A 25,961-nucleotide genomic window follows, 5' to 3' on the forward strand; every position below is an offset into this window, starting at 1 on the left:
CTGTGAAGCAGCAAGACATGTATCATAACAGCTTTGAGAAGAAATACCGTAATCCTTTTGGAGCGGCACCGAAAGGATCACATGTAGCCCTGCTCCTTGATATTCATCAACGGCATCAAATCCATCAAGTACTCCTGCATTACATTTATGATCGTACCAATGAAGAAGTAAAGGCAGAGATGACATTTTCTCAAGAAGTCAACCAGTATAACAGTTATGTTGTAGAGCTTGAGATGCCAGAGGAGCCCCAGCTAATTTGGTATTATTTTGAAATTCAAACAGAGGAAGGCAGTTTGTTTTATGGGCGAATAGGTGTAGAAGAGAGTGGAGAAGGGCGTTTATATGACCATGTCCCACCTTCCTGGCAAATTACTGTGTATGATGCAGAATACGACACCCCTTCATGGTGGAAGAATGCGATTATGTATCAAATATTCCCCGATCGCTTTCATGTTGGAGGGACAGTCGAGCCTAAGCTGGCCCCTCCGACTAGTCTTATGCATTCCCATTGGGAGAACGATCCTATTTATATTCGTAATGAGAGCGGAGATGTAGTCAGGTGGGATTTCTTTGGCGGCAATCTTCAGGGTATCACGGAGAAATTAGATTATATCCAATCTCTGGGTGTAACGGTCTTGTATGTAAACCCGATCTTTGAAGCGGAGAGTAATCATCGGTACGATACAGGTGACTATCATAAAATTGACCGATTGCTCGGTTCAAAAGAGGATTTTGAAAAACTGGTGTCCGAAGCGAAGAAACGCAATATGGAAGTGATGCTCGACGGTGTATTTAGTCACACTGGTAGTAATAGTATTTATTTTAATAGGAAAGGCCAGTACGATTCCTTAGGTGCTTATCAGTCAAAGCAGTCACCGTATTATGATTGGTACACTTTTTATGATTTTCCTAATGAATATGAGGCATGGTGGGGGATTGGCACCTTACCAACGCTTAATAAAGAGAATGAAAGCTATCAACGCTTTTTAGTGCATGATGAAGATAGTGTCATTCAACACTGGCAGCGTAGAGGGATAAATCATTGGCGTTTAGATGTCGCAGATGAACTGACAGATGACCTCATAAGGCAAATTTATACGCAATTAAAGCAGCATAATAAAGATAGCGTCCTCCTAGGAGAAGTGTGGGAAGATGCTTCCAATAAAACGGCCTATGGCATGAGGAGAGATTATTTCCTTGGAGGAGTACTCGATTCAGTGATGAATTATCCTCTAAGACGACTCATGCTCGATTTTGTAAAAGGGGATATTGACTCCTTATTTCTGCAGCGTAGAGTTCTTACCCTTGCTGAACACTATCCGAAGCCTTATTTTTATGGATTAATGAACTTGTTATCAAGCCATGACGTAGCAAGAGCTTGGACCATGGTTCAGTCCTTCCTTCCTCAGGATATAGGAGGACCGAATGTAGATCGCATTATTCGAAAGCAAATTAAAGGGCTGAGTTTATGGTTATATACCTTTCCTGGAGTCCCGTCCCTTTACTACGGTGATGAAGCTGGAGTAACGGGGGAGGATGATCCAGATAACCGGAAACCATACCCATGGGGCAGAGAAGACGAGGACTTGCTCGAGTGGTATAGAAGGATTGGGGAATGGAGAACGGCTCACCCTGTTCTACGCACCGGCTCTCTGATTACCCATGCCCCGGACAAAGAAGTGTTTGGCTTTGAGCGATTTATCCATAACGGTACAGATGAATTTGGTAATAAGGCAGAAAATGAGCATATGTTATTCCTGTTTAACCGCCATTTAAAGGAAGAGCGTGTTGTTGCCCTTCCTATTCGTAAAGGGGAATGGGAGCATATGACGAATGGCGAAATCATTCGAACTAGAAAAGGAAAGCTGACACTCACGCTAGAGCCAGGGGAAAGTATTTTGTTAAAACACAATTCATCTTAATGGCAACACTACCCTCAAGGTGAACTCAAACTTGAGGGTTTTTCTGCATCATTAGGAAGCGTTTACATATAGCCGGGACAATGGTACCATGGAAGGGATAATGCACAATGGATTACATCGTATAATGACTTCTGTAGAGGTGAAGCATATGAAAGAAAAGCTGTGGCTTGTTATGATCGTTATCGTGTTTGTTTTAGCTGGATGTACGAATACCCCTCAGTCTGACGCCGAGAGTAAGAAAATGACCCTCCATTCTCCCTCTTCCATGGAAAAATCTCAGATACACTATGCTACAATATCTACTGCAACTTTGTCTGCCATCGGAGATGTACTTATTCATGATACAGTTTATAATGATGCCAAAACAGACCAGGGCTACAATTTCACCCCTATTTTCCAGGGTGTTAAATCCCATCTGGAACAAGCTGATATTACTGTGGCTAACTCGGAAAGTATTATCGGTGGAACCGAGATTGGGGTTTCTTCCTATCCGACCTTCAACAGCCCTACAGAGGTAGGCGATGCAATGAAGAAGGTGGGGGTAGATGTGGTGTCTATGGCAAATAACCATACACTGGACCAAGGCATAATAGGTATTCAAAATGCCATAGAACACTGGGACCGGCTTGGAGTTGCTTATGCAGGAGCTGCTTTATCAGAGGACGAAGCTAAGAACATCTGCACGGTTACCAAGCATGATATTACCTTCTCTTTTCTCTCGTTTACATACGGAACAAACGGAATTCCAACACCAACCGGACAGGACTTTCTAGTTAATCGAATAGACAGAGACAAGATTACCTCAGACATCTCCCGAGCCAAAAAAATATCAGATGTGGTCGTACTCAGCCTTCATTTTGGAAATGAGTACGAACGAATGCCGAGTGCTGAACAACGCGAATTGGCTCACTTTGCAGCTGAGCAGGGAGCGGATATTATCCTCGGGCACCATCCTCATGTACTCCAGCCGCCAGAATGGGTGCAGACAAGTGATAATCGACAAGCATTTGTGGCCTATTCCTTGGGCAATTTTCTTTCTGGTCAAGAAAACCTCTATCGGCGAATCGGTGGAATTATGAATATTAAGGTGGAAAAACAAACGACAGCCTTGGGGTCATCCATTTCAATAGCCAAGCCTTCCTTCGTTCCAACCTATGTTACATCTGAACGAGCAGGAAACTACGCTATTAAACCGTTGAAAGAAATCAATGACACCTACTACCAACATATAAAACAGCATATGAGAACATGGATACCAGACTTGAGCTTCGCTTATTAAGGAGATCCATAAAAAAAGAGCGGGGGATTCCCGCTCTTTTATAGTTCATACTTCTTTTCATTCTTTTTAGGTACTAGTAATATCTCGTTGTTTTGATTGTCTAACTGCCATTTGTCCTGAGCTTTATCATACACGAACGTCAAGACGACTGTAAAAATACCAAGCCCATCCTCCCTGTTGCTATACAGTGAAGTAGCGTCGTCAGTATTTTTTATATGGTATTCCGCATTTACTTTTAGCTCATAATGACCCTTACCTTCATTCCAGCTTGGCTTTTGAATGGTGGTCATATCATAATAAGCAAAGGCAGGCTCCCCTTCTAATGGATCCTTTTCCTGTTTGCGCTCCGAAATTTCCTTTTCTAATTCTGTAATATAGTTTTCTGTCACATCGTCTTTCACTTCAGAGGAATCAAAGGTTTGTAAAGCAGTCAATCTCTGCTTTAGGACGGTGTTGGCCTTTTCCATCATGGCTGCTTTTGTTTTTTCTTCTAGAGGAGAAAACTCTTCAAAGCTTTCCTTATCCTCCTCAATGGGCATAGGTTCACTTGCCACAACCCCCCATGGAAATTCCTTTTCTATATGCATGGTCATCTTCCCGTCTGTTCGAAGCGGACCTACTTCTGTTGAATCTTCATCGTTCAACACTACATCTGTTTTCTCTTCATTTATGTATAGGGATGTTTCTTTATAAGGGGCTACCATAAATACCGACTCTAACGGAAAGTCAAATTCTATGACTTCCTGCTCCATTTCCATTTGGTAAAGCGTAACCTCTTTGCTTTCTTTAATGGCAGATACATTGCTTGGCGTAGTATTTTTCACCTCATATGTTCCAGGTCCTAAAGGCCCATAGGTGAGCTTCTCTCCGTTCTTCTCACTTGGCTTTATTTCCTCGTCGTCAATCGTTATGGTACTATCCCCTGTCGCTGCTTTAACGACTAGCAGCGCTGGTGAAATAAGCAATTGATAGTCCTTAAAAAACACATACTTGTTGCCATCCTCTTGTAAATTAAAAAAACCATAGCTGTAGCCAGGCACAGGACTGACTTCCGTATCTGCTGCCTCTAATTTGGTTGCACGCTCTGAAAGGACAGAGAGGAGTGAATCTAATTTGCGGGGGTTTTCCTGGAAGAAGGTAATGAGGCGATCTGCTTCCTTTTTCGTGAAATCCCAATTATCAGCAGATGAATCCACTAAATCAACAAGCTTCTGACTATCCTCGTTACGAATGGCATCCTCGAGCTGATCGACCTGAGATTGTGCTGCAGATGCAGAGCTGACATACCCAGAAAGCTGAACGATTAAGACTATACCTAACACTCCTGCTATAACAAGAGACCATAATTTTTTAGACTTCACACTTTCCCCTCCATTTCTAAGAAAACTGTACTATAGTTTCCCTGAATATGGTAGGGAACTATTGTATTAGGAAAAAAGTTCCCTTTTTTAGGTTTTACAAACCAAATATTTACTTAATGATGGGTTTTTGTTAAGTTTTTCAGGGTAAAGAAAGAAATATGACGGATTTAGTACAATTTAAGAATTTTGACTTATTGCAAGAAGAACAGATGAGATGGAAAGGAAAGAGTGTGCATGAAGAAGGTTAGTTTAGTCGTACTGGAAAAAGACCCAACCTACATGGAGTTCATCTCCCACTATATTCGCACTACTGAGATGAAAGATAAGATTGACCTTAAAATGTTCACAGAACCGTCCTCTTTTAAGCGGTTCATGACCAACCACCCGGAAGTAAATATAACCCTCATGTCAGAGGAGCTGTTGGAGGATTGGGAGCTAGACTGGGTACAGAATGTTTGTGATATGGTGGTGCTTCTACAAGAAAAAGTCGTACATAGACCAGCATATCGAACGCAATTTAAATTCCAGCCTGCAGATCAGCTACTATCAGCCGTCTTGTCTCATTTCTTTGATGAGTATGGAACACACATAACGAAAGGGAACCATAAAACAAAGGTGCTCAGTGTATATTCACCTATGGGCGGTGTTGGGAAAACCACTCTATCGGTAAATGCAAGCAGACATCTGGCTCTTTTAGGGTATAAGGTGTTCTATTTTAACTTGGAACTCTTCAACAGCACGTCTTTGTTTTTCCAATCTCCAGAAGACGAATACACTCAGCAGCTATTTTATTACGCCAAGTCTAAGCCCGACGTATTACCCTCCAAGTTACATCACTTAATTAAGCAAGATGCTTATAACCAGGTAGATTATTTTGATTTAGCAGTTAATCCCGAGGAAATGGAAGCATGGACTGGGGAAGAATTTAGAGTAGTGTTGCAGGCTTTATTGCAATCTGGACATTATGATTTTATTGTCCTTGATTTAGATACGTCCATAAAAAATTTCACAAAAGAAGCAATTAAGGTTTGCGATTCTGTATTATGGGTATTAACTAATGATGTAAAAACATTCCATAAATCGCATTATTTCCTATCCTATTTCGACAAACTAATGGACGCAGAGCTGGATATTAGGGAGAAAACCTTCTTTTTGATGAATGGGTATGTTGGTAACCTTCCCAAAGAGTACGAGCGCTTCGATGTACCCGTACACGTTCAGCTCCCAAAGGTAGATGAATGGGAATACCTAACTTCTGGACGAGACGTCACGACGAAAAGCATACTTCCTAAACACTTTATTCAACTCCTTGTAGAAGATGATGTAAGGGATGGTGTCAAGCTTGGTTGAAGACCATGTGGTAAAGCAGTTAATTTTAGATCTACGTGAAACATTAGATTTAATGCATTCTATTCCTAATGAGGAGCTTATCGAATACATAGAGCAAGCTGTGTTCCAATACGCTCAGGATAACTATTTGCGGTCTGATCAGATGGAGTGGCTGGTGGAAAGGATTTTTAATGCTTTTCGAGGATACGATGTCCTCCAGCCTCTCATCGATGATGAAACCATCACGGAAATCATGGTGAATAACCATAAAGAAATTTTTATTGAACGTCATGGAGAAACGACAAAAATGCCAACAGCTTTTGAAAGTGAACAGAAGCTAGAGGACATTATCCAAGCCATCGTGTCGAAGGTGGACCGGGTCGTTAATGAATCCTCACCAATTGTGGATGCCCGGTTACAGGACGGCTCTCGTGTCAATGTCGTTTTACCTCCTATTGCGCTAGCTGGACCAGTCATGACTATTCGTAAGTTCCCTGCCAAGCCGTTGACCATTGAGGATATGATATCCTTTGGGTCTATTTCCGAAGAAGCTGCTGACTTTCTAAAAAGCCTTGTTCAGTCACAGTATAATATCTTTATTGGTGGAGGAACGGGATCTGGGAAAACGACCTTCCTTAATGTGCTGTCGAATTTCGTTCCTGAGCAAGAGCGGATTATTACGATTGAAGACTCGGCAGAGCTTCAAATACATAATGTTCCGAACCTGGTCAGTATGGAAACTAGAAATGCTAACACAGAAGGTAAAGGGGAAATAAACATCCGTGACTTAATCAAGACCTCGCTCCGTATGCGTCCCAATCGGATTATTGTCGGAGAGGTGCGTGGAGCTGAGGCGCTAGATATGCTTCAAGCCATGAATACAGGTCACGATGGGTCCATTTCTACCGGCCACGCAAACTCCACCAAGGATATGCTTAGTCGTCTGGAAACAATGGTTCTAAGCGGTGCGAGTTTACCGGTAGAAGTAATCCGAAAGCAGATCAGCTCGGCAATTGATATTATGATTCACCTTGCCAGGCTTAGGGACCATTCCAGGAAGGTAGTCGCCATTAGTGAGATGATAGGCGTAGAAAATGGTGAAATACAGCTGAATCCACTATTTGAATTCGAAGAAGAAGGGGAGCAGGAGGATGGCACTATCATTGGAACATTAAAGCCTACAGGCAACCCTCTTCACAATAAAACCAAGTTAGACTTAGCAGGCGTATCCCTCGCACAATAGACAGAAATGAGGTGAAAGCATGACGGATATTCTGTTGATCTTTATGTTAGTAGGCCTTGTTGGCGCATATGTATTTCTTGTTTCCAAGCGAAAACGTTCTGAACAACAGCAGCAGGATGACCAGGTGAAGGCAGAAGAAGAAAAGCAACGCAAGAAGGAAAAACGATTTGCGGCAATCTATTATTCTATCGACAAGATTAAACAAAAGGAAGATGAATATAGCGGTCACCTGATTGATTATTCCAAGTATAAGCTAAACAAGAAAGAATTTATCCTCTACGGTGGCGGCGCTTGTATCGTCCTTGCCTTACTTGGTCAACTATTTTATGAAAGCTGGATTATGGCTATTCTACTTGGCTTTCTAGGGCTAGTGTACCCGTATCTCCAAAAGAAAAAACTATTACAAAAAAGAAAAGATAAGCTAAGTGTGCAATTTAAGGAGGCTATTGCTAGTTTATCCTCCTCGTTGGCTGCAGGCAGATCGATTGAAAATAGTTTTATAGAAGTAGTAAATGATCTGAAATTACTATACCCTGATCCGAATACATATATTATCCACGAATTTGAAGTAATCAATCGTCGTGTGGAAAATGGTGAAACTATTGAACGCGCCATTGAAGACTTCAGTAGAAGATCAGATGTGGAGGATATCAGGAATTTTGCTGATATTTTCATTACCTGTAAGCGAACAGGGGGAAATTTAGTTGAGGTCATTAGACGTACGTCGGACATAATTAGTGAAAAAATAGACATCCAGCAGGAAGTACAAGTAATGGTCGCTCAAAAACGGTTTGAATCAAGGATATTAAGCATAGCTCCTATAGGTATGATTCTGCTTCTGAAATATAGCGCAGGTGACTATATGACTCCCCTGTATCAATGGGATAAGCTTGGTCCTATTGTGATGACCGTCTGCCTATTATTGTTGTTATTCTCCTATTGGCTCAGTCAGCGAATTATGGATATCAGGGTGTGAGAGCATGATTTTATTTGGTATTGGAGCACTTAGCATTATCGCATTATACTTTTTTATTTCCTTTAAAGCCGGCAAACGCTATGAAGAATTTGTGCAGCAATTCGGGAAGAATTTTCAATTGAAAATGATGGCGCCGGTATCCTTATTTATCATTGATTATTTCCGTATTATGGAGCGGTTTTATGGGCAGATAGCGTTCGTTCAAAAGCGGATGATTAGCATACATGGTCATAAAAAGGCTTTAAAGTACACAAAAATGTATATCGCTCAGTTGATTTCCGTTGTGTTGGTTTGCTTGTTAGGCAGCTTTCTATTCGGCTTAGCCTCTGAAGGGGATATGACATTGTTTGTGGCAGGGATAATATTTACTGTCATGATTCCTTATGCCCTCATTCAGAAGCTTAGCAATGATGAGAAAGAAAGACGGAACAAAATTTTACTGGAGCTTCCAGAAGTAGTGAACAAAATTATCCTGCTCGTCAATGCTGGGGAAACGGTGCAGGGAGCGCTTATCCACGTAGTAACGAACACGAAGGATCAACAGTCCCCCTTAAATGTAGAGCTTAGAGAGACTGTTAACAAAATGACGAGTAATGAACCGTTTCACCAAGTAATGAATGACCTAAGTAAAAAAGTCGGTATTCAGGAAGTGTCCATTTTCACTACGACTATTCTATTAAATTACCGAAAAGGTGGACAGGATTTAATTCTTGCACTGCGAGAGCTTTCTCAAGACCTGTGGGAAAAAAGAAAGAACATTTCGAAGACAAGAGGAGAGGAAGCATCGTCCAAGCTTGTGTTCCCGCTAATCCTTATATTTATCGCAGTCATGATTATTGTAGGTTACCCAGCCATTACAATATTGTAATGTTCTGGTGATTATATAAAAACATTTTAGGAGGCAAAACATATGAAAACTGTTGCTAACTGGTGGAAAGGCTTTTGGAAGGACGAAGAAGGACTACAAACACTAGAAATGATGCTGATTATTGCCGTAATAGTGGTAATCGCCCTATTATTTAGAGATCGTATTATGAGTTGGATTAACAGTCTGTTAGATTTCGGAGATTCCGAGGTTGATAAATTCCAAGAAGGCGGCAACAGCGGCTGATGATCTCATGAGGAACTGAAAAAAGAAAGGATCGTAAATCATGAACATCAAATCCACGTGGAAGAAGCTGTCTAAAAGAGAAACAGGAAATTTCACTATTGAGGCATCACTTATCTTTCCGGTTTTATTAATCTTAACGCTTTGCTTAATATTCTTTAGCCTGGTCATTTATCAAAAAGCGATGATGTACTATAGCGCCAACACCATCGCTGACCGCCTGGCCTTTACATGGGACAACAGCAAGAAAGATTGGGAAACCGGAGAATTCGCTGCAGATGATTATACAACTCAGGACGGCGGCGATGGACTTTATTGGCGCATCACAGGAAACAATTTCCTTCATCAATTTGGAGCAGGAAATCTTGGTCTAGGCAACAGCAGCCTCGCTAACGAGAAAATAGACCCAGGCAGAATTGGAGAAATCCCATTCGGAGCAGAGCCCGAGATTACATTTGAGAACGACATGCTCACCAATAAAATTAACGTTACTCTCACAGCTCCCATCCACATCCCGGAATATACGAAGAACCTATTTGGATTAGAAGGGAGTATGGAGGTAACAGCCTCCAAAGTGGTAACCGAGCCAGTGGAATTTATGAGGAATGTAGATTTTTTGTTGTATTTGGGGGAAGAATTGAAAAAATTCAGTGATTTTATTACGGAATTTAGAAATAATAGATAGCTAAGGTGGGAAAAAAGACAGTGAAACGAATAAGCAAAAGGTTATTCAGAACATTTATACGAGATGAAAATGGAGCTGTCTCCATCTATGCTGTTATGGTTATTATTCTATTGTTCTTTTTTAATGCAGTATTAATCGATTTTGTAAGGGTAATGGTAGCTGAGCATCAAGCAGAAGCAGCAGCTCAAAAAGCAATGCGTTCTGCGTTTTCTGCTTACGAAAAGGATCTTCAGTTAAAGGGGCTTTATGCTTACTATGATGCAGATGTAGGAAGCGCTCAGGAAATATTTGATGAGGTATATGAGAAGAATATTTCCGCAGATGGAAGTTATTTTCAATTTGTGGACAATAAGCTTGAGACGTCCTCTCTTACTTCAGACGAGAATAGGACATTAGCTAATAAAGAGGTATTCAAACATCAAATACTGGAGGAAATGAAATACAGGGGGCCAATTCAATATGGAAAGATGGTCTCTGAAAAGTTTATGCCAGTGGCTTGTACGATGGAAAAATCATCTGAATTTACGAGTATAGCAAGTGAAGTAGAAGAGGAGTTTGACAAGCGGGCAACCTATCTTCAAAGTGTGGAATCCAATTTAACACGTCGCTCTGGAGGAGCTACTAGTGAAATTAACTCTATTAAGAGAGATGTGAAACCGAATGCCAAAGGTGGAGTAGATTACCCGGATGTCAGGAATGTTGGCGACATTATTCAACATTACGAAGACTATCAGAACGACCTCGATGATGAAGAAACAGACAAGACAGATGATTTTGAGAACAATGCATACGCAAAAGTGAACAAAATGAATAATGCCACCTCTGCTACGAAAAAGAAGCTGGAAAAGGCAAATAATCAGCTAACCAAAGCTATAAAAGAGAATGAGAAGATAGAAAAGCAAATCAAAAAGGTTAAACAGGAAAATGCCGAAAAATACAATCGTGTGAAACAGAAATGTAAAAACGAAAACCATCAGGGCCTTGAGGAAGCAAACGAGAGTGTATCCAATTACCTCATCCCTCCTGAAGATTTGAGAGAAGTCCAGGATTTAATAGAAGAAAGCTTGGATGCATTAGAAACGAGTAGCAAATCTTTAAGTAGTGAAATTAACGACCTTAAACAGCGTTTAGACAAGATATTCAAACAAAATCAAGACCTATCATTAAATAAAAATAGCTATGCTCATCCAATCAGTAAAGCATTCAACGATTCTGAGAAGAAGATTGCTCAGACATATGACACCTTTAATAAATCTGTACCAAAGAAGTATTATGAACATAAGCTTAATGACAAAAGCAAGTTAAGTGAGGCAAAGGACAATGCCAGTAAAAAGTTCACTGAGATCCAAGACTTTTTTAATACCCTTAACGGGATTCGTACAGATGAAAACGATTATACGAAACTCCAGGAATTACTGCAGAAGTACAATGGAGCAAATGCAGTCAAAGTAGACGATCTGGGTGATGGACCTGAAGATAGTACAGACCAGGCCATGAGTATGATGGGCAGCTTAATGGATAGTATGGGTGATTTGTTAGCTGGGGTTAGGGATGAAGCGTATATCAATGAATATATAATGACTCGTTTTAATAGTGCAAAGGACCCAGGCGAGGTAGGAGGCTGCTCCGGACCTCTATACCAATGCGCGAATGCGTATCTTTATGAACAAAGAGAAATCGAATACATTATTTACGGTTCCCATACACCAGGAATGAATTATGGTTATGCATTAACAGAGCTATTCTTTACTAGATTAGCGTTAAATATGGCTAGTGTTCTAGTAAATAGTGAGCAGGTGAAATTGGCCCCTCACCCGTGGTTGAAATTCTGGATTGCATTAACAGAAGCGTTAGGTCTTACGCTTCAAGATATGAAGGCCTTAACACAAGGTAACGATGTTAACTTAGTTGATATCGGTAAATTCAGAGAGAATGCAAGAGAAAAAGGTGTCACTATCGATACGGACTATCACTTTTACTTAAGGTTATATTTATTCCTACATCCTGAAGGGGATACACTTCATAGAGTACAGGCCTCAGTAGATAAAGTAGTTTCAACAGAGATGGATCAGCTCCCAACCTACATGAAAGGTAATGTGAAATCTTCCATAGATTTATGGTTTTTACCAGGTATAACAAGTATGTTGGGGAGGGCAGATATTATAAGCGGAGATGTAGAGGACGGCAGATATATAATCAATAATGAAGTTAATTACTCATACTAAATGGAGGAATATATGATGAGAAAAAGTCTCACTTTTATACTAACCATTTTACTCCTTCTGACGGTTGCTGCTTGTTCTGGAGAACAGAGCGACGAGAATAATAGCGACACTTCTAGTAACGGAGAATCTGGTCAAGAATCATCTCAACAAAATGAAAAAGACGAATCAACAGACAATGAACAGAATAAAGAAACACTGAGTATAGGTGATTCAGGAACCTTTGATACTACAATTGGAAAATACAAATTCACTTTAGATGAGGTATCCTTCGAAAAAAATGTTGAAGGAGAAGAGAGTATGGCAGGTGTATTTGTTGTAACGGGCGTTACTATAGAAAACAAAGGGGATGAACCATTTACAGTGAATGATGTAACTAGCTCCCTATATGTAATGAATCCTGAAACATCTACAAGAGATATTCCGTTAGCAATTGGCGAGATGCCTAAATTTGAAGGGGAAATCAGCCCTGGTGAAAGTGTGGAAGGAAAGCTGTTCTTTGATATGGAAGAAGATGGGGATGCGTACGAATTACAGATGAATTATGTAACAAAAGAAGGAGCCTCAGGAGAAGCAGTCTGGAAATTTACAACGGACGAAGCGGCTAATTAAACTAAGGAGGGGAATCATATGTTGAAAAATGATAATGGAAGCATAACATTAGAAGCAGCTATGATTCTTCCCTTTTTCCTTCTATTTGCTGTGTTTTTAGCTACCATTATTAGAATAGGTGTATTAGAAATTGCCATGGAGGAAACGGTGTCCCATACTACAGAAATTGCTGCTACTCATGCCTACGTAGCTACATTTATCAATGAAGGTCCAAGAGAGGCTGTTGATAAACGCATCAAAAATTTCACCGAAAACCAAGTTCCTGTTGCGGAGGTAGAAAAGCGCTTGAATCTGTCTTTACGAGAATCTGACTTTATTCCTGGTGATATGGAATATTTAGAGGATATCACCAAGAGTAAGCTGGAACCGGTAGTACGTGACAAATTCAATTCAATCTTGGGCAGCTCCATGTTTAATGCATCTGAATTACAAATAGAAGAACTGGAATTGCCAGCGAATAATAATGGCGGAAAAGATTCTATCATTAGCATAACGTTAACCTATGAAATGAAAGCAGTCGTTCCATTTGTCAATAAAGACATTGTTATAAAGAATCAAGGTGCGGAACGAGTCTGGACAGGTGCTTATTAGGTGGGCTTATTTGAATCTATAAGAGATCTGGTCGTTAATTTTTTCTTAGATATGATTATTCAACACCCAATCATATCGCTGATAGCTTTTATTATATTGATTTTAATTGGCGACTCCATCTTTAAATTCAAGAGAAATGATCCAAACAACTTACCATAAATAGAGTAGAAAATAGGTAGGAAAAGGAGATAGGAATGTTCGATGTGCTTCTCCATGCTAACCTGTATAGCCACAAACCAAGGAAACTATCATTCTTTATTAGGCAAATTTAATCGAGGTGCGTAAATCATGGCAGTAAACGACATATTATTTATCATACTTATTATCATTGCATTCGTTTGGGATGTGAAATATGAAAAGCTGCCAAACTGGCTTACAGCGACTGGAATGATGGTAGGAATGGTGTACCACCTTATCAGAGGCGGCGTTGATGGGTTTTTATTTGCCTGCCTTGGTCTTTTAGTGGCTGGCGGCATCTTTATGCTGCTCTATCTCTTTAAGGCTCTTGGAGCGGGGGATGTGAAGCTATTTGCCGCTATTGGCGCTATTATGGGAATTGAGTTCAGCTTATATGTGATGATGTACTCTGTTATATATGCAGGTTTAATTGGACTGGTTATTCTCCTGTTCTCTAAAACTTTTTTAAGACGTATCCTTACAGGGCTGTTTCAAATCTGGCAGTCTATTAAACAGCGCAGTGCCAGGGATTTAGAGGAGTTCAAGCAAAAGTACAGCACCAGGTTTCCTTTCATGTATGCTGTATTACCTGGCGTGCTGACAACGTATTATTTCTTCTTAGGTTAACAGAGCTGGGAGGCTGTAAAGCATGATGGAAAGCATCATTGGGTGGATGGTTGGAATAGTAATACACCATCCCTTACTGGCATTCATAATGATTATGACCTTGATTTTTTGGTTTTACCATATATTTAACATTAACCCTGATAACAACGAAAAGAAAAGGTAATGGAGCATTTGATAGTAACAATTGAAATACAGTAGTGGAGGGGAAAAACAATGGAGACGTCCATATTTGGTTATGCTTATGATTTTAATAATGATAATGGTTTACACCTTACGTTTACACATCATGAAGGGGTACCTTTGAAAGAAGACGATATAAATGCTTTGCAGATGAAAATGATAGAATCGAACACCATCCCCCGTTTGCTGCCAATATTCTCAGATGAATGGAACCTTCAGCTTCGTTTACACTATGACCTTTCTTCCAAGCGGCTGCTAACTGCATATTTACGAGAAGCAAAGCTTACTTGGGACGATTTTGCTCATCTCATTATCCATACACTAGAAGCAATGGAAGTAAGCTCATTATATATGCTCAATCGAGATCAATTTATTATCCATCCTGACTTTCTATTTGTTGGCAATGGGGTAGGAGACGTCTATGTTACCTATCTTCCCATTACAACATTTGAGCGGGAGGGAACGGTGGAGGAGGATGTTCGTTCTTTACTAGAATCGATTGTTCGAGAGCACCCTTCCCTACAAGGTGCAGAATGGGATGAGGTGGAAGCGTATTTGCAGGACCCGACTTTTCATCTTACTGGGTTAAAGGAATTGCTAATTTCCACTTCCTCCAAGTATATACACAAGCAAAAGCAAGAGGAGCTAGCCCAGCAAATGATGGCTCAGCAATTAGCTGAGCAGCAAGAAGAGGAACGAGCTGAGGATTTAAATGAAGTACATAGTAAAAAGAAAAAAAAGAAAGAGAAGCAGCCCCTCTCCACTGTAAAGCGGATGACGCAGCGCGAAAAGGTGTATCTTGGTACGGGATCTCTATTGGCTCTTGCCCTTGTATGGAAATTGTATGATATGTTTACCACCTCCTTGTGGCTAGATATCAGCCTTGCGTTAACGCTCGTTATTCTGCTATTCGATACACTTTATATTTTGCGAAGAAGAAGAGGTACTAAAAAAGAGAAGCTACCAAATGAAAGAAATCGTGAACAACAGCAGGATGATTCTATGCAAGCTCCTCTGGCCTCCACAGAGAATATGGCCATGCAGCAGGTTTCTTCCAGTGAATATGTGGAAAGGGAGGCTACCCTTACAGATAAGAACGAAACCACAAGAGGGCATGTCTTGGAGACACCTGAACAGGCTGTTCCTTTTTTAACAGTACAGCGAAATGGGCAAACCCATTCCATTAATGTTCAGGAGGAACCATTTGTCATTGGATCTCAGTCTGACATGGTACATCATGTTGCGGAAGAAGAAGGAGTGTCAAAGATTCATGCAGAGCTTAGGAAGACCGGGGAGGATTACGGAATAAAGGACCTAGGATCTCAAAAAGGGACTTGCGTCAATGAGCAGCCTATCATTCCTTATAAGATGTATAGACTGCAGCATCATGACAAGATCTCCATCGGGAAGCATAGTTTTATATTCCATCAACCTCAGTAGCTCATCATCCTAGAACAGCAAACATACACACCAAGGGGCGCTATAAATTAGGTCGCCCCTTTTGTATAAAAAGGCTGTAGTTGATGTTAAGGGAACACATAGTGTAGGTATAACATGATTAGGCTTCTATGGATGGGAAAGGAGGTTCACGATGGATATACAAATAAAAGAAGCAAGCGCTTCGCAAGCATTAACGGTGACTGTTGCTACCCAGGACACAAATGTAGTAGACCATGAGCAGTTAGAAGAGCTGCATAGAGCGAATGGGATGTTTCTAGAGGTGGCGGATATACACATTACAGAAAATACGATCCATTTGTCATACCATCTAGATAATTCTCGTCAAGCACTAGTCCAGCTGCACAAGCAGCCGTTAAGAAAAAAGCTGGCGGTCCTGCATCAACTGTTGCAGGTAGTTCAATACGATGGAACTCAATTTATACCTTATCTCGATCCTAACAACATTTTCTTCGGTAAGGATTATTCGATAAAGATTGCTCATAGAGGGCTGCGCGGCATTCTGCCTCCAATGGAGGAAACAGATGACTATTACTTTGCTGCTTTAAAAGCATGCTTTCTTTCCTTGTTTTCCAGCTATTCTTACCAAACCATTTTATCAAACGGCTCTCAGTCGCTTTTATGGGAGGAGTCTACTATTGCCCAGCAAATTGCAGGAGCAGAAAGTCTGGAGGAACTAAAGCGAATCGTAGAAAAAGGGTGGAGAACCTCATCGGATAAAAGCGGAACAGTATGGACAAAAACGCAGATCCTCTCCTTTTCCATGTTATTTATCTTTGTTGGGATTCTAATTGGTGTATTTGGTGTATTAGCGGTACAAAATGACGTTTTTCATCTGAGTGGTTAGACCTCCATCATAAATAGAATTAAGAAAGGGGATTCTATGAGAATCTCAATTTCCACAATATTTTACGCTATCCCCATTATTGCCTTTTTTGTCTATGTTTCCGTAAATGTAGATATGGATCAGCAGGAGGCCTATGACAGAATGGAACAAGCAGCATTAGAGGTGGTAGGGAAAGAGACCAATATTCCTGCTGACATACTCCCGGAAAGAAAGAGTGAAAATGGTCACTTAACCTCCCTGAAGAAAATAGAGGTATCAATGGGAGGAAGAGAGGGATACCTCGTCGATATTCATTTAATAGGGAATCAGTATTCGTCTAAACAAAAGGCCTACGAGGAAATGGCGAAGTCTACTTTTGAAATAACGAAAGGTGTCCTAGAAGAGCCTTGGTATAAACGTTTGGCAATGATATTTTCTACCCAGAATATTAATATGGTGGATGTCTATTGGTATATGCCCGTCCAACAAAATGACGGAACGTATGTCCTCACGAGGGTGTTGGGCAGAACGCGGCTTGATACGCTGGATAAACAGTATAAGCAATGGTTACAAGGGGATTATGACCTCTCCGAGGCAATAGAGAACGATTTTCGAGCTGATGATGTTCCTTTTATAACAAAAGAAACCAAGTAAAATAGGCGTATGCCTCCGTATTTCTTTCCTAATTGCTATCCTTTAAGTAATTGTGAGCCCTTTTGTCTGTTGTAGGACAGCAGCAAGGCTAGTAGCTGGATGCAAATGTGGATGGATATTTGTTAACACTTACCTGAATTTCTGAATAAAGACTAACAAAAATGTAATAATATTTTATTCCGGTTAGGCAGGTTTTTTGATGAAACCTGTCTAATTATATTAGGAAATTATGTTAATAAGCTGCCGGTATGGGGAATTGGGTTTAGAAGAGAAATAATTCTTAGACGGGGTGTATGCATGGAGCAATCACAAACATTAACAATTGATGGAATGGGTAGAGTTATTATTCCTAAGGAGCTACGTGATGCATTAGGGTTTGAAGATCAAGGTCTCGCTATCCAAGCACTGAATAAACGTCGAGGGGTGTCTATATCCAAAGCTACCACTAACACGCCCAAGAAAGATACGAAAAAGCTCGATGTAGATGGCAGGCTGCTCATACCAGCCCAGTATCGAAGAGAGCTGGAATGGGCAAAGGGAAAGCAGTTGGAATTGGAGATGGAGAATCAATATGCGGTTCTTCAGGAGAGTCCGGATCGATGTACAGTCTGCGGCTCCAAAAAGCATTTGTTACATGTGAAAGAGGAATATGTCTGCGAGGATTGTCTGAACACGGGTAACGACACCCTTGTGCATAAATGGATGAAGGGGCTGGACGATATCGCCCATGAATACATGGAGTATTGTGAGAAATGTCTTTCCTTTGAAGATACGGAGGATGTACACCAGGCGCGTGTTAAAGGAAGAAGAATGGAAATGATTTTAGGCTTTTTACAGGTTGAAAAGCAGCACCCTCTACTGGAGAAGATTCAGGAGGCTCACGACAAGCTGGGTAAGGTGCGCGAAAGTGATGTGTTCATTGAGCAATTTTACAAGCGGCTCGAGCAGGAAGAAGATCCAGATAAGGCGGAAGTATATCGTCAATATATGGAGCTGCGAGAGGAAAAACGTAGAAAACAGCAGAAGAAACTAAAGAAAAATCTGCCTGATATCATTAATGAGCAGTTTATGGAGGAATGGGTACAGTTTCGGGATCAGGAAGCTCGCCATTATGTCCTTTCATTACACGCTGACAATCAATTAGAGCCTTATGAACAATCCTTTAATGCTCAAATTGAGAAGTTTGAGCAAGAAGCGGAAGATAGCGGATTGCAAGCCAAATCGACATTAAAAGCCCTCCACAAAGTAAGGATAGAATCGAAAGCTCTACGCTATATTCACAAATATATTGCCAATATGTACGGTCAGCCCTACAAAAAAAGGGCTAAGCACTTCAAAAAAGCCCAAAAAGAGCTTGGTCACATTAATGATTTAAGAGATTTCTTAAAAGAATTAAAGGATAATCAGAAGAAAGTGGAAATGAAAAAGGATCAAATCCAATTAGTAAAAACACAGCTTGAAGATGAATTAACAGAACAGCTAGAAGCGTTAAATATAGAGCAGTACAAGCTCCAAGAAGCTTGAGTGTTCCACGTGAAACATTTTTTGCTAAAAATCGGTAACCAGCGTTATGGTTGCCGATTTTTGTTGATTAATAGGTGTTAATTGTCTAAATGGAGTATGACAAATTGCAGAATAATAGGAACGCCGTCTGCGGGTGCTTCAGGGAGAATAAGTACATCTTTTCGGATGGAATATATAACGTCAGGTTGAATCATGCCATTAACGTACAGATTAATGTAGGTGGTTTCCTCTTGTGACAAAATGCCCTGTGCACCGTAGGCTGTTATGGCGTCTGCGCTTGTAAAAATGTTCTTCGTTCCATCAGCTATAGTGTAATAATAGTACGTGGTTGCTCGAATGTGAGTGGTGGGCGGAGCAGGTCGATAGGGATATATATTGGGACAGCCAGCCGGTGGAATAAGGGAGCGTAGGCTGATCTTTACCATGTTAATCTTACTCCTTTCCCAATAGCTCGGACGTTAGATGATGTGTTAGTATATTCCTCCTTAATGGAATTGGTTTGTGCGAATGGTACAAAATAGGTAATTTTTCTGCTATATATGCCTCTTCCATAAATGTAGGTTTGGCATATGATAGATTGCACGACTATATTATTCGGAGGGAGTCTTTCTGATGGTACTAGAGCTGATTAAACCGTTTGCTAGTGCGACAACAGATGTAACGGTAGGCCCTACTAACACAAAATTTTTCTACACTACAACAAGTATTACCGCACCTGGTGCTACCTTATCTATCGATGCTGCAGATTTTTTACTAGATGATGGAACGAATGCAACAGAACTGCCTGTACTAGCCACGGATAACAGTTATTTCAATGTTTATGTGAATGGCATATCACAAATGCAAGATATTTCTACGTACACTCCTGGAGTTACAGCTGTAGGGTCACTAGATATTACGGTCCCTGCAGTATCTTCAGCGATTTTAGTAGGAACACCTATAATATTAGAAGTACTAAACTATACTCCAGGTGCAACCACAACGATTGAAACGTAATAAGAGCAGAAGGGTGCTGCCTTCTGCTACATAATGTTATTGCAATGTTGTCTTCGCTAGGGAGGCGAGTTCCAGCTTCTTTAATGTATGACAATGTGTTTCAGTCTGATGTACCTGCTGAATAGAAGCGTTGTAAGAAAAATAGCTCGCAATATCATACTCCTTGAACCAATCGTCTGTTTCCGCTGGTTCGTGTGACGTACAATTCCACGCCTTTTCTAACGGGGGGCTGTAGATAGGGGCTGCTCCTTTCTTTAGGTGACAATTCCATAGCTTCGTTCGCTTAGAAGGGGGAAATTCCTTCACATCATCAAATAGGTCTGGCCAATAATCCATTCGGGAGCCAGTATGAGCACGGTGCTCCGTAAATAGCATAATATTACTATGACGTTTTCGATTAGCAAATAGAACGTTGTATAGTCGAATGCCTAGCTGAATCCGATGCGGAAGGGATGAAAATTGGAAAACGGATTGACCATACAAGGTAGCTTTGTCACCCTCTGTTGAAATGGCTGGGAAAAGAATATGGGTTAAGTTCAACATTTCCTGAAGCTTGTATTCCACAGTTTCTAACACATTTTGCTTTACTAATTTGGATTGAAGCAGCTGTTTTTCTATATAGTGCTGCTCATTAATGATTAGCCCATAGGTGAGAAGGAGAGAATCCTGCTTTTCCCAAAAGTGCTTCCACACTCCTGTCATGAAGGAGGATACATGAAGGAAGGGGAGGAGGTGAAAATATGGGGTATTCTCCTGTAAGCTGTGCTTATAAAGGAGCAGCTGCGGATAAGCATCCTGAAAAATAAGCCAGTTTCCCCGTTCTAATAAGTCAAAGAAGGCTCGTTGGTCAGTGGCTGAAAGGAGGTTGGAGTGATATTCCCCTTTTAGGTCGCTCATGTTCCAGCCTGTGTTCCGGGATACTAAGTGGGCTAATAACGCCCAATGAATGACTGGATGCTCTATATAATAATCATAATAAGCCTGTGTTCGCGTTACGTTATCGTGATTATGTTTATTTGTCTCAGCTTGTATGGAGGAGAGAATATGCTGTTCATGGGAGGAAAGGTCGTTATGATGATCAGGGAGGAATGAGGAAGTGAGTTGGATGTGCTGGAGATGGTTCAATAGCGACTTTAGCTCCTTCTTTTTCAACTTTATTTTCTGGTTAAGCATAACTCCTTCCCCTTTCTGGTCGCAGTGTATTACTTCAGTATATTAAGAGTCTTTGTAATTCATGAGCGTCTCCTTCTTCCAACCATAACTTGACGTTGCAGTTAGTTTTTCGTAGCATATATCTTGTTGTTAACGTACGGTTTAAACATTTTGTAAAGGTAAAGCACAGTTTAAGTAATGTGTAGCTCTATTTGCTACAATCAGAACATAGTAGTGGAGGAAGGGGGACAAGCATGGAAAGCTTTAATAGTCAATTTCTATACTCGATTCTAATTATTGCACTTGGGTATGTGCTGAAGCGTTCTAATCTTATCCAGGAACGAGATGGTGAAGGATTGTCGAGAATTGTCTTTAACATTACCTTGCCGAGTCTGTTAATTATTACGTTTCATGATATTACCATTGATACTTCGTTGATTTTACTCATTATCATAGCCATCGTTTATGGAGTGGCGCAAGCGGTGCTCGGGCTTATCGTCTTTCGGGATAAATCTCAGCGAACGAAAGGGATGCTTTCCATGATGGTGCCCGGTTTTAATATCGGGCTGTTTGCTTTCCCTCTTGTAGAAGCTATTTGGGGCCAAGAAGGTCTTAAGTACTTCGGCATGTTTGATTTCGGCAATGCCCTCATTGTATTTGGGGTGGTGTATGTACTAGGAAGTTACTTTGCGGATGAGAATGAGCGGAAAGATTTAAGAGATGTCATGAAGAAAGTATCTAAATCTGTTCCGTTGCTTACCTACATCATTGTTTGTACGATGAACTTTACGAACATCCCCGTACCTGGAGCAATATTGGAGGTTGCGGGAACGATTTCAGTAGCAAATATGCCTTTATCATTGTTGTTATTAGGGATATATTTGAATTTCTCCTTTGCGAAAGGCTCCTTTGCTACCATTGCGAAATTATTATCGTTACGCTATATCGTTGGTTTAGCAGTAGGCGTGGCGCTATTCTTCCTATTACCCTTTGAAGATATGTTCAAATATACCTTGCTAATGGCATTGGTGCTTCCTATATCGATGTCGGTACTTCCTTATTCCGTTGAATTCAACTATGATCAACGATTTGTAGGAACAGTGTCTAATATGACCATTGTCATTAGCTTTTTTCTCCTTTGGGGATTAGGGTATATGATTATATAAATTAGAAATGCTCCTTGGCGGGAGCATTTTTTTTTGCTCTTTGCGTGACCGATGTAGATGGTAGGCTGATTCCTTATAACGAGGAGGTAGTGGAAGACTTGGATTCAAGATGGTTTTCAGGAATGGGTCCTATCCGTTTATCAGGGAAGGGATGGCCTGGAAAGCGGAGCTATTTCCGACCACTCAACTCGCCTTTCAGCAACGGACCAACATTATCTCGAATCCAAGTCTCCCACATAAGGGCGCTTTACGGAGCTACAATCACATTCATTTTGGAAGGTTTTTTTATGAAATGTTAGAAAGACGTTTGCGACTGCCATGACAATGTTATGAAGCGGGAATATTAAATACCTATAATCCTGATAAAAAAACTAGGATTGACTTTTTAGACAATTCAGTATAGAATAGCAGAAAATAATATCTTATCCAGAGTGACGGAGGGAACTGGCCCTGTGATGTCCGGCAACCTGCATGCTTCGAGCAAGGTGCTAAATCCAGCAAAATGACCATCATTTTGGGAGATAAGGTTTGGACGCTCAAACGACCATCTGCCTTTCCGAAATGGGGGAGGCAGTTTTTATGTATTCCAGTTTGATGAACTGTAAATTGACAGGTGAATAAAGAGGGGGCGCAATAACGTTGAAGAAAGAACAGGATTTCGACCACATTGCGAAAAGAATTGAAGAAATGATTCAGTCCATAGACTATGGATCCGTTACCGTTGTGATCCAGGACGGGAAAGTAGTACAGCTGGAAAAACAGGAAAAAGAACGATTACGATAAAAAATGCTGACTAGAAAAACTAGAGGCGATTTTAATCCTAAAGGAATATAGTGATTAAAGTCGTTTTTTTATTATCGCAAACCACTGAGGAGGTGTAGGAATGAGTACACTGCTACATGCTAATTGGCAAGATCAAACGTTACCGACATTTGATATTATGACGCGCGAAAAAGGTGCGATGGAAGTGCTGGAGTGGGCTTACGAACAATATGGAGAGGATATAGTCTATGCCTGCAGTTTTGGTGTGGAGGGCATTGTTCTTATTGACCTTATATCCCGAGTAAATCCATCGGCAAAGATTATATTCCTGGATACCGGTATTCATTTTGCAGAAACGTATGAACTAATAGAAAAGGTGAAGGAACGGTACCCATCCTTACAAATTAAAAAGCTGCATCCTAAGCTAAATTTGGATGAGCAAGCGGAGCAATATGGCCATGAGCTTTGGAAGACTAATCCGACGTTATGCTGCAATATGAGAAAAATCCAGCCATTGGAGCAGGAGCTTTCCCAATATTCAGCGTGGATTTCCGGCTTGAGAAGAGAACAGTCTCCATCTAGAAGTAACACGGATTTCCTTAATAAAGACGACAAGTTTGAGTCAGTAAAGGTATGCCCGCTCATTCATTGGACGTGGGATGATGTATGGGAGTATGTGCACACTTTTGATTTGCCGTATAATCCGCTGCATGATCAAGGCTACCCGAGCATCGGCTGTCAGGTCTGCACAGCGAAAGTGTTAAATGATGGCGACCTGCGCTCCGGCCGCTGGGCGAATACTGGTAAGACAGAATGCGGCCTTCATAGCAATAATGCAAGCCAGCTATAATAGATAGTCACCGATAAAGGGGGTATATGGATGGGAAAAGTATATCTAGTAGGAGCAGGTCCAGGTGACCCTGACCTCATAACAGTAAAAGGGCTAAAGTGTATTCAGCAGGCAGATGTCATCTTATATGATCGGCTTGTTAATAAGGAGTTATTAGACCACGCGAAGTCTGATGTAGAGTTAATCTATTGCGGGAAGCTGCCTAATTATCATCCCATGAAGCAGGAGACCATAAATCATTTTCTCGTTAAGCATGCACGAAAAGGGAAAGTAGTCACCCGCTTAAAGGGGGGGGACCCGTTTGTGTATGGAAGAGGGGGAGAGGAAGCTCAGGCCTTGGCTTGTAACCATGTAGAATATGAAGTTATCCCAGGCATTACGTCTGGGATTGCAGCTCCTGCTTATGCAGGTATCCCCGTTACCCACCGCGACCACGGCTCTACGTTTGCATTTGTAACAGGGCATCTGAAGGACGGGGAGGAGGAAGAGCTCCGCTGGGAAAGCCTTGCCAAAGGAATTGATACGTTGGCAATTTATATGGGGGTAAAGAATCTCCCTTATATTGTGGAGAAGCTGACGAAATATGGGCGATGTGTGACGACCCCTGTAGCTCTCATTCATTGGGGCACCACGAAGGAACAACAGGTGACGACTGGGACATTAGCAACCATTGTAGAGAATGCATCTAAGGGCGAAGTGAAAAATCCAAGTATGATTATTGTTGGAGAAGTGGTAAGGCTTCGAGAGGACATTAGCTGGTATGAGACAGTGTTGAGAGAGCAGCAAGAAGCGTTAGCAGCAAACGGAAGTTAAGGAGGAGTAACCCATGCAGGCCATTCTATATGTTTGCCATGGAAGTAGAGTAGCAGAAGGAAGGCGGCAGGCTGTTTCCTTTGTAGAGCAGTGTCAGGAGAGTGTGGATGCTCCTATTCAGGAAATATGTTTTCTAGAGCTTGCTGATCCGACGATTGAACAAGGAATTACAGCTTGTGTGGAAAAGGGAGCAACGCACATAGCGGTCATACCTATCCTCTTGCTTACTGCGACCCATGCCAAACACGATATTCCCGAAGAAGTAGATAATATGAAAAGCCGTTATCCCCACGTGCATTTTCAATATGGTGCTCCTTTTGGAGTGCATCGTAGAATCGTGGATATTTTGGTAGAACGCATTCAGGAGCAAGGCAAACGTATAGAGGACGATGATATGATTTTACTTGTGGGGCGTGGAAGCAGTGACCCTGATGTGAAGAAAAGCTTTGCAAGCATTGAAGGGTATGTCCAAGCCAAAACAGGTGTTCACCATATCCAAACTTGTTTTCTTGCAGCTGCTGACCCAAGCTTCGAGGAAGGATTGGAGATAGCAAAGCAATCTCAAGCTAAGCGAGTATTTGTCCTACCGTACCTACTATTTACTGGAGTCCTAATGGGGGAGATGACCGAGGCAATAGAAGCATTGGATACGCATAAAGAGTTCGTGCTATGTCAATATCTCGGCTATCACGACAACCTGCGGGATGTGTTACAGGACAGGGTAAAGGAAGCGATAAACGCATGAGTTATCAGTCGTTAATGGTTGATTTAAAAGGGAAGTCTATTCTCGTCGTTGGCGGTGGAAAGGTTGCCTATCGCAAAGTGCGCACAATGCTGGATAAGGAAGCGGTTATTACGGTTATAGCACCAGACATCTCAGAGGAGCTGTATGCATTGGGGGACACTGTTACTATCCTACAACGGGAAGTAAATCGAACTGATATAGAAGGGCAGTTTCTCATCGTTGCAGCTACGAGTGATGAGCGGGTTAACCGGACAATTGCTAATAGCTGCCGGGACCATCAGCTCGTAAATGTTGCCGACCATACAGAGGTAGGAAATACGGTCATACCTGGTACGGTGAAGAGAGGTCAGTTGACGATATCTGTTTCAACGATAGGTGCAAGTCCAAAGCTTGCCAAACGGATTAAGCAGCATTTAGCGAAGGAATATGATGTGTCCTATGAGGATTATGTGGATTTTCTTAGTCACGTAAGAAATCTGGTAAAGAAGCTGCCTGTAGAAAGAGAAGTGAAGGACGAGCTGCTGGAGGAAGTGCTAGAGGAGAGATTTCGCACCTCGACTATGGAAAGAGAGCGTCTAATAGAACAGCTCCGTCAACAATGTTAGTTCATGCTCCGTATGAGGAGCGGTTTTCCCTATATAGGTGAATAATGAAACGTATGAATGAGCGCCTAGACATAAGATAAGCTCCCAATCCAAGCGGA

At 41.3% G+C, this 25,961-nt stretch carries 27 protein-coding genes and 1 riboswitch; of the genes, 24 read left to right on the forward strand and 3 right to left on the reverse strand.

Going from position 1 to position 25,961, the window contains the following annotated elements; all coding sequences use genetic code 11:
* The first annotated feature begins 2 nt into the window (after nt 1-2).
* Complete coding sequence (locus ACFFGV_RS20655) at nt 3-1,922, forward strand: glycoside hydrolase family 13 protein (RefSeq protein WP_377351866.1); 1,920 nt, start codon at nt 3-5, stop codon at nt 1,920-1,922.
* Between the two features lie 148 nt (nt 1,923-2,070).
* A complete protein-coding gene (locus ACFFGV_RS20660; protein WP_377351867.1) occupies nt 2,071-3,201 on the forward strand; it encodes a CapA family protein in 1,131 nt (376 codons plus the stop codon).
* A 38-nt stretch (nt 3,202-3,239) separates the two neighbouring features.
* Here the strand turns inward: ACFFGV_RS20660 and ACFFGV_RS20665 are convergent, their stop codons facing one another.
* On the reverse strand, nt 3,240-4,562 hold the full coding sequence (locus tag ACFFGV_RS20665) for a TcaA second domain-containing protein (protein WP_377351868.1): 1,323 nt from the start codon (nt 4,560-4,562) through the stop codon (nt 3,240-3,242).
* 234 nt (nt 4,563-4,796) lie between these two features.
* Between ACFFGV_RS20665 and ACFFGV_RS20670 the strand changes: the two genes are divergently transcribed.
* The 15 genes from ACFFGV_RS20670 to ACFFGV_RS20740 all read left to right on the forward strand — a co-directional run bounded on the left by ACFFGV_RS20670 (nt 4,797) and on the right by ACFFGV_RS20740 (nt 18,774).
* A complete protein-coding gene (locus tag ACFFGV_RS20670; RefSeq protein WP_377351869.1) occupies nt 4,797-5,912 on the forward strand; it encodes an AAA family ATPase in 1,116 nt (371 codons plus the stop codon).
* Nucleotides 5,893-7,134: a TadA family conjugal transfer-associated ATPase gene (locus ACFFGV_RS20675; RefSeq protein ID WP_377351870.1), complete on the forward strand. Its 1,242-nt coding sequence runs from the start codon at nt 5,893-5,895 to the stop codon at nt 7,132-7,134. The genes ACFFGV_RS20670 and ACFFGV_RS20675 overlap by 20 nt, the downstream gene beginning before the upstream one ends.
* Before the next feature lie 19 nt (nt 7,135-7,153).
* Nucleotides 7,154-8,110, forward strand: coding sequence for a type II secretion system F family protein (locus tag ACFFGV_RS20680; protein WP_377351871.1), 957 nt, complete (start codon nt 7,154-7,156; stop codon nt 8,108-8,110).
* Between the two features lie 4 nt (nt 8,111-8,114).
* On the forward strand, nt 8,115-8,978 hold the full coding sequence (locus ACFFGV_RS20685; RefSeq protein ID WP_377351872.1) for a type II secretion system F family protein: 864 nt from the start codon (nt 8,115-8,117) through the stop codon (nt 8,976-8,978).
* A 42-nt stretch (nt 8,979-9,020) separates the two neighbouring features.
* Nucleotides 9,021-9,221: a Flp1 family type IVb pilin gene (locus ACFFGV_RS20690; RefSeq protein WP_377351873.1), complete on the forward strand. Its 201-nt coding sequence runs from the start codon at nt 9,021-9,023 to the stop codon at nt 9,219-9,221.
* A 40-nt stretch (nt 9,222-9,261) separates the two neighbouring features.
* Nucleotides 9,262-9,903 carry a TadE/TadG family type IV pilus assembly protein gene (locus ACFFGV_RS20695; RefSeq protein WP_377351874.1) on the forward strand — a complete coding sequence of 214 codons (642 nt, stop codon included), beginning with the start codon at nt 9,262-9,264 and terminating at the stop codon, nt 9,901-9,903.
* A 20-nt stretch (nt 9,904-9,923) separates the two neighbouring features.
* A complete protein-coding gene (locus ACFFGV_RS20700; RefSeq protein ID WP_377351875.1) occupies nt 9,924-12,128 on the forward strand; it encodes a DUF5702 domain-containing protein in 2,205 nt (734 codons plus the stop codon).
* A gap of 12 nt (nt 12,129-12,140) precedes the next feature.
* Complete coding sequence (locus ACFFGV_RS20705; protein WP_377351876.1) at nt 12,141-12,737, forward strand: DUF4352 domain-containing protein; 597 nt, start codon at nt 12,141-12,143, stop codon at nt 12,735-12,737.
* 18 nt (nt 12,738-12,755) lie between these two features.
* The gene (locus ACFFGV_RS20710; protein WP_377351877.1) at nt 12,756-13,328 is read left to right on the forward strand and encodes a hypothetical protein; all 573 of its coding nucleotides are present in this window, start codon (nt 12,756-12,758) and stop codon (nt 13,326-13,328) included.
* A gap of 288 nt (nt 13,329-13,616) precedes the next feature.
* The gene (locus tag ACFFGV_RS20715) at nt 13,617-14,132 is read left to right on the forward strand and encodes an A24 family peptidase (RefSeq protein WP_377351878.1); all 516 of its coding nucleotides are present in this window, start codon (nt 13,617-13,619) and stop codon (nt 14,130-14,132) included.
* Between the two features lie 22 nt (nt 14,133-14,154).
* Nucleotides 14,155-14,295 carry a hypothetical protein gene (locus tag ACFFGV_RS20720; RefSeq protein ID WP_377351879.1) on the forward strand — a complete coding sequence of 47 codons (141 nt, stop codon included), beginning with the start codon at nt 14,155-14,157 and terminating at the stop codon, nt 14,293-14,295.
* A 50-nt stretch (nt 14,296-14,345) separates the two neighbouring features.
* Nucleotides 14,346-15,752, forward strand: a complete 1,407-nt coding sequence (locus ACFFGV_RS20725) for a DUF6382 and FHA domain-containing protein (protein WP_377351880.1) — start codon at nt 14,346-14,348, stop codon at nt 15,750-15,752.
* Between the two features lie 151 nt (nt 15,753-15,903).
* Nucleotides 15,904-16,617, forward strand: a complete 714-nt coding sequence (locus tag ACFFGV_RS20730) for a type VII secretion protein EssB/YukC (protein WP_377351881.1) — start codon at nt 15,904-15,906, stop codon at nt 16,615-16,617.
* A 36-nt stretch (nt 16,618-16,653) separates the two neighbouring features.
* Nucleotides 16,654-17,250, forward strand: coding sequence for a hypothetical protein (locus ACFFGV_RS20735; RefSeq protein WP_377351882.1), 597 nt, complete (start codon nt 16,654-16,656; stop codon nt 17,248-17,250).
* A gap of 297 nt (nt 17,251-17,547) precedes the next feature.
* Nucleotides 17,548-18,774: a CHAD domain-containing protein gene (locus ACFFGV_RS20740; RefSeq protein ID WP_377351883.1), complete on the forward strand. Its 1,227-nt coding sequence runs from the start codon at nt 17,548-17,550 to the stop codon at nt 18,772-18,774.
* Nucleotides 18,775-18,851: 77 nt separating this feature from the next.
* Here ACFFGV_RS20740 and ACFFGV_RS20745 read toward each other — a convergent pair whose 3' ends face one another.
* The gene (locus ACFFGV_RS20745) at nt 18,852-19,199 is read right to left on the reverse strand and encodes a DUF4183 domain-containing protein (RefSeq protein WP_377351884.1); all 348 of its coding nucleotides are present in this window, start codon (nt 19,197-19,199) and stop codon (nt 18,852-18,854) included.
* Nucleotides 19,200-19,386: 187 nt separating this feature from the next.
* Between ACFFGV_RS20745 and ACFFGV_RS20750 the strand changes: the two genes are divergently transcribed.
* Nucleotides 19,387-19,770 carry a DUF4183 domain-containing protein gene (locus tag ACFFGV_RS20750; protein ID WP_377351885.1) on the forward strand — a complete coding sequence of 128 codons (384 nt, stop codon included), beginning with the start codon at nt 19,387-19,389 and terminating at the stop codon, nt 19,768-19,770.
* Between the two features lie 36 nt (nt 19,771-19,806).
* Here ACFFGV_RS20750 and ACFFGV_RS20755 read toward each other — a convergent pair whose 3' ends face one another.
* Nucleotides 19,807-20,943, reverse strand: a complete 1,137-nt coding sequence (locus tag ACFFGV_RS20755; RefSeq protein ID WP_377351886.1) for a DUF2515 family protein — start codon at nt 20,941-20,943, stop codon at nt 19,807-19,809.
* 233 nt (nt 20,944-21,176) lie between these two features.
* Between ACFFGV_RS20755 and ACFFGV_RS20760 the strand changes: the two genes are divergently transcribed.
* The 6 genes from ACFFGV_RS20760 (at nt 21,177) to ACFFGV_RS20785 (ending at nt 25,863) form a co-directional block, all read left to right on the forward strand.
* Nucleotides 21,177-22,088 carry an AEC family transporter gene (locus tag ACFFGV_RS20760; protein WP_377351887.1) on the forward strand — a complete coding sequence of 304 codons (912 nt, stop codon included), beginning with the start codon at nt 21,177-21,179 and terminating at the stop codon, nt 22,086-22,088.
* Nucleotides 22,089-22,507: 419 nt separating this feature from the next.
* A riboswitch (SAM riboswitch) is annotated at nt 22,508-22,616 on the forward strand.
* 138 nt (nt 22,617-22,754) lie between these two features.
* Entirely contained in the window at nt 22,755-22,871 is a 117-nt protein-coding gene (locus ACFFGV_RS20765) for a DUF2292 domain-containing protein (protein WP_377351905.1), read from the forward strand.
* Nucleotides 22,872-22,971: 100 nt separating this feature from the next.
* Nucleotides 22,972-23,700 (forward strand): phosphoadenylyl-sulfate reductase, encoded by a 729-nt coding sequence (locus tag ACFFGV_RS20770; protein WP_377351888.1) that lies wholly within the window; start codon nt 22,972-22,974, stop codon nt 23,698-23,700.
* A gap of 30 nt (nt 23,701-23,730) precedes the next feature.
* Nucleotides 23,731-24,513 carry a uroporphyrinogen-III C-methyltransferase gene (gene cobA, locus ACFFGV_RS20775; protein WP_377351889.1) on the forward strand — a complete coding sequence of 261 codons (783 nt, stop codon included), beginning with the start codon at nt 23,731-23,733 and terminating at the stop codon, nt 24,511-24,513.
* Between the two features lie 13 nt (nt 24,514-24,526).
* On the forward strand, nt 24,527-25,258 hold the full coding sequence (locus ACFFGV_RS20780) for a sirohydrochlorin chelatase (RefSeq protein ID WP_377351890.1): 732 nt from the start codon (nt 24,527-24,529) through the stop codon (nt 25,256-25,258).
* Nucleotides 25,255-25,863: an NAD(P)-binding protein gene (locus tag ACFFGV_RS20785; RefSeq protein ID WP_377351891.1), complete on the forward strand. Its 609-nt coding sequence runs from the start codon at nt 25,255-25,257 to the stop codon at nt 25,861-25,863. Before ACFFGV_RS20780 ends, ACFFGV_RS20785 begins: the two co-directional genes overlap by 4 nt.
* The last annotated feature ends 98 nt before the right edge of the window (nt 25,864-25,961 follow it).

The sequence above is a fragment of the Pontibacillus salicampi genome, from assembly GCF_042434395.1.
In the GTDB taxonomy this organism is placed as follows: Bacteria; Bacillota; Bacilli; order Bacillales; family BH030062; genus Pontibacillus; species Pontibacillus salicampi.